Raw genomic sequence first — 13,973 nt, forward strand, 5'->3', positions numbered from 1 at the left:
GTGTCAGTGTACGGAGTGTGCGCCGAGCGGCCGAGTGCTCAGCGCGCCGGGCGCAGAGTGCTGCGGCCGTCCTGCCACGCCGACATGAGGTGGTCCGCGAGCACGTTCTCGACGTAGTCGAGGGCCCTCATGCCGAACACCACGTCGGCTTCGAGATGCGGCTCACGGGCGACGAGGTCGCCCACGACGTCGTGTCGCATGACCTGTTCGTGCACGGCGTCCGCTTCGACGTGTTCAGCGTAGAACGCGACGCACTCGCTCGGGAAGTCCAGGCGCTGAAGCGCTTTGACGAGGCGCTGCGAACCGGGCGACGACGTGATCTCGGTGGAGGCCAGATGGCCCACCGACGCGCCGCGCAGGGAACGATGCAGACCGAACATCGACATCAGGTTCACCGGCGCCAGCGTCGGGGCGCCCACACGATCGAGGTAGCCGAGGTACGAGTCGTCGAGACCCGCGGCGGCCATCAGCCCCTGGAAGAGGCGCTGGTGCATCCGCTGACCACGGCCGCCGCCGAACTCGTCGAACTCCACGGCCACGTAGGACGCCTTGGCCTGCCCCTGAAGGCGGGGAATGGTCCACGCGTGCGGGTCGGCCTCCTTCAAGTGGTACAGCGAGCGGTGGGCGAGGTACTCCTGCATCTGCTCGCGGGTGCCGACGTCGCGGAGGTGGTACGACGGCCCGGAGCCGTCGACGTGCTCGGTCGAAAGTGTGTCCATCTCGTCCTCGACGGATCCGTCGGACTCGACGTGCGCACGAACGTGGTCGAGAAACACACGTTCCATCTCGGCGCGCACTCGCAGGAGTTCCGGGTTCCATTCCCATGCGTCGTCGACACCGGGGAGGCCGCGGTAGTGCAGCTCGTAGCAGAGGTACAGCGCCAGGTGCAGGTCGTCGCTGTAGGCGTCCGTGTCGGTCACCGACACGGACATCGACGTCGTCGCCGACGGGGGAGTCACCAGGACCGACAGGATTGCCGACGACAGCGGGCCGCGGGGCGTCGGGAGCCCGGACAGATCGTGAGCGGACAGATCGGAGTCGGTCATCGTTGCAGTCACAGGAGTGGACTACCCGCTATGGCGCGAACCGAACACGGGCAGTGGTCCGGACCCCGGCTCGGTCGGAATCGGCGTCGTCCGGCGGAGCAGCAAGGTCGCCGCGTCGAGAACGAGGTTCCTGTCGTAGGTGAGGCGGTAGTCGAAGAGCGGGTCGTCGGGATCGGCATCCCCGGCATCGTCGAGTGGCACCTGCACACTGATCACCGCAGCGGTGAAGTGTGGACTGACGACGATGACGGACAGCTCCTTGGACAGCGGGTCGGACTCGTCGACGCTCATCCCGTGCAGCCCGGGGACCCCCAGTGCCGTGGTCACGTTGCCGTCGCGACCGAACAGGGCGACCAGTGCGCCGGACGACGCGAGCGTCACCGCTCGGTCCATTTCATCCTGATCCACCTCGTACAGGTGCGGAACGGTGGCCAGCACGATGGTCGACGGACCGGTGGCGGTCGCATCGAGAGCGAACTGTTCGATCATCGTGCCGATCAGCGACACCCGTCCGCGCCGGGTGCCGCCGCCGGCAGCGACCAGTCCGAACGGAGTCGTCGCCAGGGGCATCCGGTGGGTGACGCCGACTGCCAGTGGTGAGTCGACCGCCGGTGGTGCCGCGGCGGAGGAAGGCTCGTAGAGCGGAAGCTCTGCCGGTGCGCCGAAGAGCCATCCCTGTCCGAGCGCTGCTCCCATCTCGCGGGCGAGCAGCAGGTGGGCCTCGGTCTCGATTCCCTCGGCCAGGACGACCGCGCCGGTGCGGTCGGATTCGGCCGCGACCGCGGCCAGCACGCGGGCGGTGTCCTGCGTCGCTCGTTGCTGGGTGAAGGACATGTCGAGCTTGATGATGTCGGGCCTGATGAACGGCAACAGGGCGAGGCTGGCCGTCTCGGCTCCGACGTCGTCCACAGCGATCAGCCATCGGCGGTCTCGGACCCGTTCGACGGCGTCGAGAAGCGCGGCGGGGTCGGTGAGCAGATCGCGTTCGGTGATCTCGACGACGATCGACAGTCGGGACGCGGCGGCGAGGACGTCCGCACCTCCCGGGGGAACCGCGATGTTCATCGCGCTCGGCTCCATGTTGACGAACAGCTGGAGGCTGGGCGGAAGCCGCGCCTCGAGGGCGCCGCGGAGTGCGCTGATGCGGCACATCCAGTCGAGCTGTCCGACCGTTCCGTAAGCCCGCGCCGACTCGAACAGCCGGGCCGGCGACTCCCACTCCGTGCCCGCCGGTCCGCGTGCGAGCGCTTCGTAGCCGACGAGTGCGCGGGTGGAGAGGTCGACGACGGGTTGGTAGACCGATCGCACGGTGAGCCCAGCCGGTATCTCGGGGATGCCGCCGCCTTTCTCGGGCGGGGATGCGTGACCCGCGGTCACGATCTCTGCCGCCCTCGACGCACGGTTGCCCCTTCCGGTCCCGAGATCTGCTACGACGCGCGATCCCGACGTGCAGCTTAGGCCGATCGCGAGCGACGGGTAGGGTGATCGCCGGTGCGCCGGGAAGTCTGGTCGGCAATGGATTCGACGTGCCCGAGCCCGGTCACGTCCTCGAACGACACGAAGGACGCCGCCGATGACCGACTCCCGAACCTCGCTCTTCTCCCGCGGATCGTGGCGAGAGACCTCGCGCGTCTCCGACATCCTGCGCAAGGAGACGGTGGGCGGAGCGCTGCTTCTCCTGGCGACGGCCATCGCGTTGGTGTGGTCCAACTCCGCGTGGTCCGCCGGCTACGACACCCTGAAGAACACGACTGTCGGGCCGTCCGCCCTGCACCTCGATCTGACGCTCGGCACCTGGGCCGCCGACGGGTTGCTCGCCATCTTCTTCTTCGTCGTGGGGCTCGAGCTCAAGCGTGAATTCGTCGCGGGTGATTTGAGGGACCCCCGTCGCGCAGCGCTCCCCATCGCCGCGGCAGTCGGCGGAATGGCTGTTCCCGCACTGATATTCCTCATCGTGAATGCGAACACCGGTGACGGTGCTCTGTCGGGATGGGCCATCCCGACGGCCACCGACATCGCGTTCGCGGTGGCCGTGCTCGCCGTCATCAGCACGCACCTTCCGGCGGCGCTGCGGACCTTCCTGCTCACCCTCGCCGTCGTGGACGACCTGTTGGCCGTCACCGTCATCGCCGTGTTCTACACCGACGACATCAACGTGGCGGCACTGCTCGGCGCAGCGGTCCCGCTGGCGCTCTTCGGCGTCTGTGTCCAGCGACGCATCCGCTCGTGGTGGGTGTTGCTGCCGCTGGCTGCCGTGACCTGGGTCCTGATGCACGAATCCGGCATCCATGCCACCGTCGCCGGCGTCCTCCTCGGCTTCACGGTGCCGGTCCTGCGGAGCGCGGCCGCCGGGGGTCCGGATGCCGGGCCGGGTCTGGCCGAGCACTTCGAGCACCGGATCCGTCCGGTGTCGGCCGGTGTGGCCGTGCCTCTGTTCGCGTTCTTCGCCGCAGGCGTGACCGTCGGTGGGTTCAGCGGTTTCGTCGACGCGCTGTCCGATCCGGTCGCTGTCGGCATCGTCCTGGCGCTGGTGGTCGGGAAGACCATCGGCATCTTCGGCACGACGGCCATGCTGTCCCGCTTCACCAAGGCGCGCCTCGACTCGGACCTGTCGTGGCTCGACGTCCTGGGCGTGTCGATGCTGGCCGGCATCGGGTTCACCGTCTCGTTGCTGATCGGGGACCTGGCGTACGGGGAGGGTTCCCTACGCGAAGACCACGTCAAGGTCGGCGTTCTGACCGGGTCCGTGATCGCGGCGGCCCTGGCCTCTGTCGTCCTCCGACGACGCAACCGTGTCTATCGCGCCATCGAGCAGAAGGAACGACTCGACGCCGACGGCGACGGCATTCCCGACGTCTACCAGTGACCGGAAGCGTCAGGAGGGTGACGGCACCACGGTCACCGGAACGTCGACGGAGTGCAGGAGCGCTCTGCTGGTCGATCCCAGCAGCAGCGACCTGAATCCGCCGCGGCCGCGGCGTCCGACCACGACGAGGCTCGCATCGGCTGCACGGGACACCAGCTCGCGGACCGGCCGGTCCTGGACGACGACGCGCTGCACCTCGACATCGGGATAGTCGTCGGCCCATCCGGCGAGTGTCTCGGCCAGCGCTGCCGACTCGTTCTCGGACGTGTGCGTCCACGCGTCGTGGTGCTCGCCGGGGATGTCCACGTCGCTCCAGGCGTGCACCGCCACCAACCCCACCCCGCGTGACGACGCGATGTCGTACGCGAATCGCACGGCCGGAACGCTGTTGTCGGTCCCGTCCACACCGACCACCACGGGTCCCGAGGTGTTCGACGTCGTCGTCGGCACGACCGTGACGGCGCAGTCCGCGTGAGTCGCGACGGCAGTGCTGACCGATCCGGAGAGTCCGCCGGTGAACTCACCGAGACCTCGCGTGCCCACGACGATCAGCGAGGCGTCCGCCGAGCGTTCGACCAGAACTCCGGCCGGAGTGCCGTGGTGAGACTCCGACGACACCGTCAGCGGACGATCGCCGGCGGCGTCCCGAGCGACGGACGTCGCGTCGTCGAGAATGCGCTGCACGGCATCGCTCGTGGTGTCGTCCACATCGGCGAATGCGGACGCCGAGACGGCCGAGGTGAGTACCAGCGGTGCACCACGGTCGACGGCGACACGTACCGCCCACCGCACCGCGTCGAGAGCCGCGGTCGAACCGTCGATGCCCACCAGGACGGGACGGGACTCGTGCATGACAAACCTCCGCAAGATGTCGAGGGCGGTGACGCGGGTGCGACACCGTCCGACCGCAGTGTTCCCGTTCCGGACGCGTCGGCGGCACGTTTCGGTCGGCATGTTCGCGATCGGTGGAACGGTGTCGAGCCGGCAGCGTCACCGAATCCGCGAGACGTTACCGAGCGGTGTCGAATCCGTTATCGGATCGTGATGCTCTGCTCGCAGCCTCGACACTCTGGCGGGCGAATCTACTGAGGACGCCGGAGGACGCAACGGACCGGCACACACGAACGGGAGAGCACCACATGAACGCATTCGGAACCGACACCCACGACTCGTTCGACGATGCCGATCTGTCCGTCCTGGAGTACCGGCGGGGCGACGTAGCCGTCGTGTCCATCGCCGGCGAGATCGACATGAGCACCACGCCGGAGCTGCGCGACGTCCTCGCCCGGGTGGCATCGCGCGGCCACGACGACGTGGTACTGGACCTGTCCGATGTCACGTTCCTCGGCAGCGCGGCGGCCGTGCTGCTGCTCGGCGCCGCATCGTCGCTGGCGAGCCGTCCGATGGTGCTCGTCGCCACCGATCCCGCGGTTCGTCGCCCGCTCGAACTGCTGGGTGTCTGCTCACCCATCGTGGTGCGCAGCTCGATCATCGAGGCGGTGTCGTTGGTGGCGGCACAGCGCGAATCGTCTGCGCTCGACAGTGCTCTCTCGCACGTCGGCTGACAGCGACCGCGGACAAACCCCCGACACGAGAAAGCCCCCCGGAGAGCGATCTCCGGGGGGCTTCGTCGTATCCGTGGAGCGGGCGACGGGAATCGAACCCGCGTAATCAGTTTGGAAGACTGAGGCTCTACCATTGAGCTACGCCCGCATGCATGCGGCGGCGCTGGGATCGCCAGCCCCTGCCGCCTGCGTTGAGGAACTGTACCGAACCCCGCGGCCGATTCGGAAATCGGCCCGCCGTCGTGCGCGGTGCGGCGTCGCCGTAGGATCGTCGTCGCACGTCCATCCGCTGTGTCGCGAGTCGGCGACTTCGCGTACGGGTGTGGTGGGAAGAAAAACGGGATGTGGCGCAGCTTGGTAGCGCATCCGCTTTGGGAGCGGAGGGTCGCAGGTTCGAATCCTGTCATCCCGACACATGACGGCGTCACAGAGTCCGACGTCATGCACAGTCGGATCACTCGTACAGATGTAATTGCAGTCGAACAGATGAAGGAGCACGTCCGTGAAGAGCACCGTCGAGCAACTGAGCCCGACGCGAGTCCGTATCAACGTTGAGGTGCCCTTCGAGGAGCTCAAGCCTGATTTCGACCGCGCCTACAAGACGCTCGCACAGCAGATCCGTCTCCCCGGGTTCCGTCCCGGCAAGGCGCCGGCGAAGCTTCTCGAGGCTCGGGTCGGACGCGCGAACGTCCTCAACCAGGTGGTCAACGACGCGTTGCCGGCCAAGTACAACGACGCGCTGAGCTCCACCGAGCTCAAGCCGCTCGGTCAGCCGGACATCGAGATCACCAAGCTCGAGGACGGCGAAGAGATCGTCTTCACCGCCGAGGTCGACGTCCGCCCCGAGATCACGCTCCCGGACTTCTCGTCCCTGACCGTGACCGTCGACCCGGTCGAGATCACCGACGACGCCGTCGACGAGCAGCTCCTGTCGCTGCGTCAGCGTTTCGGCACCCTCACCGGCGTCGAGCGCGCCGCGCAGACCGGTGACTTCGTGTCCATCGACCTGTCCGCGACCGTCGACGGGAACGACGTTCCCGAGGCGTCCACCGAGGGCCTGTCGCACGAGGTCGGATCCGGCCAGCTCATCGAGGGCCTCGACGACGCCATCGTCGGACTGTCGACGGGGGAGTCGAAGGAGTTCACCACCACACTCCTCGCGGGCGATCACGCCGGCCAGGAGTCGCTGGTCACCGTCACCGTCAAGTCGGTCAAGGAGCGCGAGCTCCCCGAGCCCGACGACGAGTTCGCGCAGCTCGCCAGCCAGTTCGACACGTTCGACGAGCTGATGGCCGACCTCCGTGAGCGCGTCGCACGCGTCAAGAAGGTCGAGCAGGCCGGACAGATCCGCGACAAGGTGCTCGAGGCTCTCCTCGAGACCGTCGAGGTTCCCGTGCCCGAGGCCTTCGTGAAGGCAGAGATCGACTCGGCCGTGCACGACGCCATCCATCCTCTCGATCACGACGAGGACAAGCTGGCGCAGCAGCTCGAGGCAGCCGGCTCCTCCCGCGAGGAGTTCGACACGAACGCCCGTGAGAGCGCCGAGAAGTCGGTCCGCACGCAGCTCCTGCTCGACACGATCGCCGACGCCGAGTCGGTCCAGGTCGGACAGGAAGAGCTGACCCAGAACATCGTCTTCCAGGCGCAGCGCTACGGCATCGCACCGGAGGAGTTCATCCAGCAGGTGCAGCAGGCCAACCAGCTGCCGGCCCTGTTCGCGGACATCCGTCGCAGCAAGGCCCTCGCCGCCGTCGTCGACCGGGTGTCGGTCACCGACACCTCCGGCGCCGGCGTCGACACGAAGGAACTGTTCGGCGATCCGGACGACGACGCCGCCGAGGCGTCCGACGAGATCACCGCGGCCGACGATTCGGCTGCGGGCGAACAGCAGACGTAACGCTCACAGCGAACGACGGCGGTTCCGGGACTCCGGGGCCGCCGTCCTTCGTTAGTGTCGATGACAGAGAACTCGAGCGTTCGAGCGAGACATAACCGAGAACGAGAAGGCAGGTACCGTGACCACCACGAACCCGGTGACCAACCCGAATACGGCAGGGTCGAGTGTGACCGCTCCGGTCATGACGTCCGCGACCGCCGGACTCAACCTCAGCGACTCCGTCTACGAGCGACTGCTCCGCGAGCGCATCATCTTCCTCGGCACGCAGGTCGACGACGACATCGCCAACAAGCTGTGCGCGCAGATCCTGCTGCTCTCCGCCGAGGATCCCACCCGCGACATCGCGCTCTACATCAACTCGCCCGGTGGTTCCGTGTCCGCCGGTATGGCCATCTACGACACGATGAACTTCGCCGAGTGCGACGTCGCCACCTACGCGATGGGCCTCGCGGCGTCCATGGGCCAGTTCCTGCTCACCGCCGGCACCAAGGGCAAGCGGTACGCCCTGCCGCACGCGCGCATCATGATGCACCAGCCGTCCGCCGGAATCGGCGGCAGCGCAGCGGACATCGCGATCATGGCGCAGCAGTTCGCACTCACCAAGCGTGAGATGGCCGAACTCATCGCCCAGCACACCGGACAGACGTTCGATCAGGTCACCGAGGACTCGGACCGCGACCGGTGGTTCACGGCGCAGCAGGCACTCGAGTACGGGATGGTCGACCACGTCATCTCCCGCGCCACGCAGGCCGGCGGCACCAGCGGAGCCGACAACTGATCGGAGATGGTCTCGCGCCGCCCGATCACTTCACCCTCACACCTGGAGTACTGATGTCACAGCTCTTCGATCCCCGTTCGCTTCCCGGTTCCAGCTCGCCTGCCGGCCCTGATTCCCGCTACATCCTCCCGTCGTTCGTCGAGCACTCGAGCTACGGCGTCAAGGAGTCCAACCCGTACAACAAGCTGTTCGAGGAGCGCATCATCTTCCTCGGCGTCCAGGTCGACGACGCGTCGGCCAACGACGTGATGGCTCAGCTCCTCGTGCTCGAGGGTCTGGACCCCGACCGCGACATCACGATGTACATCAACTCGCCCGGTGGCTCGTTCACCTCGCTGATGGCCATCTACGACACGATGCAGTACGTCCGCGCCGACGTGGCGACGGTCTGCCTCGGCCAGGCCGCGTCGGCCGCCGCGGTCCTGCTCGCTGCCGGTGCACCCGGCAAGCGTGCGGCACTGCCGAATGCCCGCGTCCTGATCCACCAGCCGTCCACCGGCGGCGTGCAGGGCCAGGTGTCGGACCTCGAGATCCAGGCCGCGGAGATCGAGCGGATGCGTCGCCTGATGGAGACCACCCTCGGTCGCCACACCGGCAAGGACCCCGATGTCGTGCGCAAGGACACCGACCGCGACAAGATCCTCACCGCGGAAGAGGCCAAGGAGTACGGCATCATCGATACCGTCTTCGAGTACCGGAAGCTTTCCGCTCGTAAGTGATGCGCTGTGCGCCGGAGCCGCCGCGACACGCCCGACCATTCCGGGTCGGTCGCGGCGGCTCAGCCGGTTCTGCGCCACCTGAACTGCATCGATTCACCCACGTCGGGGGCGTGCGACGCCCGTCGACATGGGCCTGTCTGGATGCGCCAGAAGTCGACCTACGGCTCCGAAGGCGGGTACGGTCGCAGCAGAGATTTCACGATCCACAAGTGAGGACTAACGCACATGGCACGCATCGGTGACGGTGGCGACTTGCTCAAGTGCTCTTTCTGCGGAAAGAGTCAGAAGCAGGTCAAGAAGCTCATTGCCGGACCAGGCGTCTACATCTGTGACGAATGCATCGATCTGTGCAACGAGATCATCGAGGAAGAACTGGCCGAGTCGAGCGAGGTGAAGCTCGACGAGCTTCCCAAGCCCGCCGAGATCCGGGACTTCCTCGAGAATTACGTCATCGGTCAGGACACGGCGAAGCGTCGTCTGGCCGTCGCGGTCTACAACCACTACAAGCGGATCCAGGCCGGCGACAAGGCGCGTGACTCACGTGGTGAGACCGTCGAGCTCGCGAAGTCCAACATCCTCATGCTCGGACCCACCGGCTGCGGCAAGACCTACCTCGCGCAGACGCTGGCCAAGATGCTGAACGTGCCGTTCGCCATTGCCGACGCCACCGCGCTGACCGAGGCCGGCTACGTCGGTGAGGACGTCGAGAACATCCTCCTCAAGCTCATCCAGGCCGCGGACTACGACGTCAAGCGTGCCGAGACCGGCATCATCTACATCGACGAGGTCGACAAGATCGCCCGCAAGAGCGAGAACCCGTCGATCACCCGCGACGTGTCGGGCGAAGGTGTGCAGCAGGCGCTGCTGAAGATCCTCGAGGGGACGCAGGCCAGCGTTCCTCCGCAGGGCGGCCGCAAGCACCCGCACCAGGAGTTCATCCAGATCGACACCACCAACGTGCTCTTCATTGTTGCCGGCGCGTTCGCCGGTCTCGAGAAGATCGTGTCGGATCGCATCGGCAAGCGCGGCCTCGGCTTCGGTGCCGAGGTGCGGTCCAAGGCCGAGATCGACACGCAGGATCACTTCGCGGACGTCATGCCCGAGGATCTGATCAAGTTCGGTCTGATCCCGGAGTTCATCGGACGCCTCCCCGTCGTCGCGTCGGTGACGCACCTGGACAAGGAATCCTTGGTCACCATCCTGTCCGAGCCGAAGAACGCGCTGGTCAAGCAGTACACGCGTCTGTTCGACATGGACGGTGTGGAGCTCGAGTTCACCCCCGACGCCCTCGATGCGATGGCCGAGCAGGCCATCCACCGCGGCACCGGTGCCCGTGGACTGCGCGCCATCATGGAAGAAGTGCTCAACCCGGTCATGTTCGACATCCCCAGCCGGGACGACGTGGCGAAGGTCGTGGTGACCGCCGAGACCGTCGTCGACAACGTTCTCCCGACCATCGTGCCGCGCAAGCCCGACCGTCCGGAGCGTCGCGACAAGAGCGCGTAACCGACAGAAGAATAGTGGACGTCCACCCCCGATCACCGGGGGTGGACGTCCATTGTCGTCTCCAGGAGTGTCGTCCGCGGGGTCGAGTCAGACTCGTTCGAATACCGCAGCCAGGCCCTGGCCGCCCCCGATGCACATCGTCTCGAGGCCGTACCGCGCGTCACGACGCACCATCTCCCGCGTGAGCGTCGTCAGGATGCGGGCGCCGGTCGCTCCCACGGGGTGCCCCAGGGAGATTCCGGAGCCATGGGGGTTCAGTCGGTCGTCTGTCGGATCCATCTTCCACTCGGTCAGGACCGACAGAACCTGCGCAGCGAACGCCTCGTTCAGTTCGACGATGTCCATCTGCCCCAACGTCAGTCCGAGACGTCCGAGGACCTTCTCGACCGCCGGAACCGGACCGATACCCATCGTCTTCGGTGCGACACCCGCGGCGGCCCATCCTGCGAGCCGAACCAGGGGGCGCAGACCCAGAGCGGCAGCCTTGTCCGCAGTGGTCACGATGCACAGCGCGGCGCCGTCGTTCTGGCCGCTCGCATTACCGGCGGTGACGGTGGACGCCGGATCGATCGCGCCGCGAATGGCGCGCAATCTGCCCAGGGACTCGACGCTGGTATCCGCACGAGGGTGCTCGTCGTCCGTGACGACGAGCGCGTCGCCCTTTCGCTGGGGCACGGTGACGGGGACGATCTCCTCGCCGAACACTCCGCTGCGCTGAGCGGCCACGGCACGCCGGTGGGACTGCACCGCGTACGCATCCTGGTCGGCACGCGAGATGCCGTACTGCTCACGGAGGTTCTCCGCGGTCTCGATCATCCCGCCGGGAACGGGGAAGTTCCTGCCGCCCGCGGTGACCCGGGCGCGCGCAAGTCTGTCGTTCAGGGCGACCGACTCACCGGTGACACCCCAGCGCATTCCGTCGCTGTAGAACTCGGTGGAGCTCATGGACTCCACGCCTCCCGCGAGCACGACGTCGCTCACGCCGGTGGACACCTGCATGCAGGCATCGAGGACGGCTTGCAGACCCGAGCCGCACCGCCGATCGACCTGCCGCCCGGGAACGCCGATCCCCAGTCCTGCGTCGAGTGCGGCGACCCGACCGATGGCCGGCGCCTCTCCGTTCGGTGACCCTTGTCCGAGGATGACGTCGTCGATGTCGGAACCGGACAGCCCTGTGCGGGAGAGTATTTCGATGATGACGGCGGACGTCAGGTCGGTGGGCGGGACGGTCTTCAGTACTCCGCCGAAGCGGCCTACCGGGGTGCGGAGGGGTTCGCAGATGACAGCGTCAGGCATGGTGGTTTCCTCGATCGGGGGTAGTGGAGCCGACACGTGAAACGTCGGTATCGATAGCGGCGGCCGCACGCAGGAGGGCGGGCAGCAGGGTGGATGTCAGGTCGTCGAGCGAATACCTCGCCGCCGGCGTGCTGATGTTGACGGCCGCGTCCACGGAACCGTCGGGGCCGTGCAGAGGGGCGGCGAGTGAGCGGAGGCCCACCTCGAGTTCCTGATCGACGATGCAGAAGCCCTGGTCGCGAACTCTGTCGAGTTGGGCGCGCAGGCTGCTCTCGGTGGTCGCGGTGCGACCGGTCAGGTCGACGAGGTCCGCGCGGTCGAAGTACGCATCGAGGTACGCCTCGTCCGCGCCCGCGAGCAGGACTCGCCCCATCGACGTGGCGTACGCCGGGAAACGAGTGCCGATGGTGATGGACACGGTCATGATGCGGCTCACCGGAACTCGCGCGACGTAGACGACGTCGTCACCGTCGAGGATGGAGACCGACGAGGACTCGTGAACCGTCTCGGTCAACGCCTCGAGGTGTGGCCCGGCGATCTCCGGTAGCGACAGCGACGACAGGTAGGAGTATCCGAGTTCCAGCACTCGGGGAGTCAGGGCGAAGGTCGACCCGTCGGTGCGGACGTATCCGAGGTCGACGAGTGTCAGCAGGAACCGGCGCGCGGTAGCCCTCGTCAGGTCCGTCGCCCGCGCGACGTCCGACAACGTGCGCCGGGGATGCTCGGCGTCGAAGGCGCGGATCACGGACAGTCCGCGTCCCAGGGACTGCACGTAGTCCGTCGAGGCACCCCGCATGTCCGTCGGTGGTTCCGGCTCGCTCATGACGTGCTCCTGTTCGCATGACGAATACATGTTCATACTACGCACAGCGTGCGCTATCGTGGGCCGCATGATGGACAAGGTGATGGCGTCGGCGGGCGAGGCGGTGGCCGACATCGAGGGCGGTGCGTCGATCGCCGTCGGTGGATTCGGGCTCGTCGGCGTACCCGAGGTGCTGATCGCGGCGCTGCTCGAGCAGGGTGCGAGCGATCTCGAGACGATCAGCAACAACTGCGGCACCGACGGGTTCGGGCTGGGAATCCTGCTCGAGCAACGTCGTATCCGTCGGACGATCAGCTCCTACGTGGGATCGAACAAGGAGTTCGCGCGGCAGTACCTCGGCGGCGAACTCGAGGTGGAGCTGACCCCGCAGGGCACGCTCGCCGAACGGCTCCGGGCCGGCGGGGCGGGTATCCCCGCGTTCTTCACCCCCGCCGGCGTCGGCACGCAGGTGGCCGACGGCGGTCTGCCGCAGCGGTACGACTCGTCCGGTGGCGTCGCTCTGGCGTCGTCACCCAAGGAGACCCGCGAGTTCGACGGCATCGCCTACGTCCTCGAACGCGGGATCGCTGCCGACTACGCCCTGGTGCACGCGTGGAAGGGCGACCGATTCGGCAACCTCGTCTACCGGGCCAGCGCCCGGAACTTCAATCCTCCCGCCGCGGAGTCGGGCCGGATCACCATCGCCCAGGTCGAACACCTCGTGGAGCCGGGCGAGCTGAACCCCGAGGACGTGCACACCCCGGGAATACATGTGAACCGCGTCGTGGTCGTCGGACCCGTCACGGTCGGCGTCGAGCAGAGGACGGTGCGGTCATGACCTCGAGGAAACTCACCCGCGACCAGATGGCGGCCCGCGTCGCCGCGGAACTCCAGGACGGCCAGTACGTCAATCTCGGCATCGGAATGCCGACGTTGATCCCGAGCCACATCCCTGCCACGACGACGGTGATCCTGCACTCGGAGAACGGCGTTCTCGGTGTCGGCCCGTATCCCACCGAGGAGGAACTGGACCCGGAGTTGATCAACGCCGGCAAGGAGACGATCACGGTGATGCCGGGGGCGTCCTTCTTCGACTCGGCGCAGTCCTTCGGCATGATCCGCGGCGGCGCCGTCGACGTGGCGGTCCTCGGTGCGATGCAGGTGGACAGCAACGGCGACCTCGCCAACTGGATGATTCCCGGACACATGGTCAAGGGCATGGGTGGCGCGATGGACCTCGTCCACGGTGCGCGTCGGGTGATCGTGATGATGGAGCACGTCTCGAAGAGCGGCGAGCCGAAGATCGTGGAGACCTGCACCCTGCCGCTCACGGGCAAGGGGTGCGTGCAGCGCATCGTCACCGACATGGCGGTCATCGACGTCACCCCGGACGGTCTGGACCTGGTGGAGACCGCACCAGGGCTGTCGGTCGACGAGGTCGTCGCCGCGACGGGTGCTGCTCTGCGCGTCCGCGTGTAGCGATACCGTTGTTCACCTC

13 protein-coding genes and 2 tRNA genes are annotated in these 13,973 nt (G+C 67.1%); 9 read left to right on the top strand and 6 right to left on the bottom strand.

Annotation, left to right across the window (positions count from 1 at the left end; all coding sequences use genetic code 11):
- Nucleotides 1–38 precede the first annotated feature (38 nt).
- Together AC0IX4_RS19510 and AC0IX4_RS19515 are read right to left on the bottom strand one after the other, a co-directional pair.
- Nucleotides 39–1,046, bottom strand: coding sequence for an iron-containing redox enzyme family protein (locus AC0IX4_RS19510; RefSeq protein ID WP_471830575.1), 1,008 nt, complete (start codon nt 1,044–1,046; stop codon nt 39–41).
- 21 nt (nt 1,047–1,067) lie between these two features.
- Nucleotides 1,068–2,423 carry an EAL domain-containing protein gene (locus AC0IX4_RS19515; protein WP_471830576.1) on the bottom strand — a complete coding sequence of 452 codons (1,356 nt, stop codon included), beginning with the start codon at nt 2,421–2,423 and terminating at the stop codon, nt 1,068–1,070.
- A gap of 196 nt (nt 2,424–2,619) precedes the next feature.
- On the opposite strand from AC0IX4_RS19515, the gene nhaA reads away from it, so the two are divergent.
- Nucleotides 2,620–3,912 carry a Na+/H+ antiporter NhaA gene (nhaA, locus tag AC0IX4_RS19520; protein WP_471830577.1) on the top strand — a complete coding sequence of 431 codons (1,293 nt, stop codon included), beginning with the start codon at nt 2,620–2,622 and terminating at the stop codon, nt 3,910–3,912.
- Between the two features lie 9 nt (nt 3,913–3,921).
- Here nhaA and AC0IX4_RS19525 read toward each other — a convergent pair whose 3' ends face one another.
- Nucleotides 3,922–4,764: a universal stress protein gene (locus AC0IX4_RS19525; RefSeq protein WP_471830579.1), complete on the bottom strand. Its 843-nt coding sequence runs from the start codon at nt 4,762–4,764 to the stop codon at nt 3,922–3,924.
- 287 nt (nt 4,765–5,051) lie between these two features.
- Between AC0IX4_RS19525 and AC0IX4_RS19530 the strand changes: the two genes are divergently transcribed.
- Entirely contained in the window at nt 5,052–5,477 is a 426-nt protein-coding gene (locus AC0IX4_RS19530; protein WP_471830580.1) for an STAS domain-containing protein, read from the top strand.
- Nucleotides 5,478–5,551: 74 nt separating this feature from the next.
- Here AC0IX4_RS19530 and AC0IX4_RS19535 read toward each other — a convergent pair.
- Nucleotides 5,552–5,625 (bottom strand) — tRNA-Gly (locus AC0IX4_RS19535).
- A 190-nt stretch (nt 5,626–5,815) separates the two neighbouring features.
- Here AC0IX4_RS19535 and AC0IX4_RS19540 point away from each other — a divergent pair.
- The 5 genes from AC0IX4_RS19540 to clpX all read left to right on the top strand — a co-directional run bounded on the left by AC0IX4_RS19540 (nt 5,816) and on the right by clpX (nt 10,377).
- A tRNA-Pro gene (locus AC0IX4_RS19540) sits at nt 5,816–5,889 on the top strand.
- 90 nt (nt 5,890–5,979) lie between these two features.
- Nucleotides 5,980–7,374, top strand: coding sequence for a trigger factor (gene tig / locus AC0IX4_RS19545; RefSeq protein WP_042572765.1), 1,395 nt, complete (start codon nt 5,980–5,982; stop codon nt 7,372–7,374).
- A 181-nt stretch (nt 7,375–7,555) separates the two neighbouring features.
- On the top strand, nt 7,556–8,152 hold the full coding sequence (locus AC0IX4_RS19550) for an ATP-dependent Clp protease proteolytic subunit (RefSeq protein WP_042572871.1): 597 nt from the start codon (nt 7,556–7,558) through the stop codon (nt 8,150–8,152).
- A 53-nt stretch (nt 8,153–8,205) separates the two neighbouring features.
- Nucleotides 8,206–8,871, top strand: a complete 666-nt coding sequence (locus AC0IX4_RS19555; RefSeq protein WP_042572766.1) for an ATP-dependent Clp protease proteolytic subunit — start codon at nt 8,206–8,208, stop codon at nt 8,869–8,871.
- A gap of 225 nt (nt 8,872–9,096) precedes the next feature.
- Nucleotides 9,097–10,377, top strand: a complete 1,281-nt coding sequence (gene clpX / locus AC0IX4_RS19560; protein WP_042572767.1) for an ATP-dependent Clp protease ATP-binding subunit ClpX — start codon at nt 9,097–9,099, stop codon at nt 10,375–10,377.
- A gap of 87 nt (nt 10,378–10,464) precedes the next feature.
- Here the strand turns inward: clpX and AC0IX4_RS19565 are convergent, their stop codons facing one another.
- Complete coding sequence (locus AC0IX4_RS19565; RefSeq protein ID WP_471830582.1) at nt 10,465–11,673, bottom strand: acetyl-CoA C-acetyltransferase; 1,209 nt, start codon at nt 11,671–11,673, stop codon at nt 10,465–10,467.
- Nucleotides 11,666–12,496, bottom strand: coding sequence for an IclR family transcriptional regulator domain-containing protein (locus AC0IX4_RS19570; RefSeq protein ID WP_471830584.1), 831 nt, complete (start codon nt 12,494–12,496; stop codon nt 11,666–11,668). Before AC0IX4_RS19570 ends, AC0IX4_RS19565 begins: the two co-directional genes overlap by 8 nt.
- A gap of 70 nt (nt 12,497–12,566) precedes the next feature.
- Here AC0IX4_RS19570 and AC0IX4_RS19575 point away from each other — a divergent pair, with 70 nt between their 5' ends.
- Both AC0IX4_RS19575 and AC0IX4_RS19580 read left to right on the top strand, forming a co-directional pair.
- Nucleotides 12,567–13,313, top strand: a complete 747-nt coding sequence (locus tag AC0IX4_RS19575; RefSeq protein ID WP_471830737.1) for a CoA transferase subunit A — start codon at nt 12,567–12,569, stop codon at nt 13,311–13,313.
- On the top strand, nt 13,310–13,954 hold the full coding sequence (locus AC0IX4_RS19580) for a CoA transferase subunit B (protein WP_471830586.1): 645 nt from the start codon (nt 13,310–13,312) through the stop codon (nt 13,952–13,954). The genes AC0IX4_RS19575 and AC0IX4_RS19580 overlap by 4 nt, the downstream gene beginning before the upstream one ends.
- Nucleotides 13,955–13,973 lie beyond the last annotated feature (19 nt).

Source organism: Rhodococcus sp. AC861 (assembly GCF_979256035.1).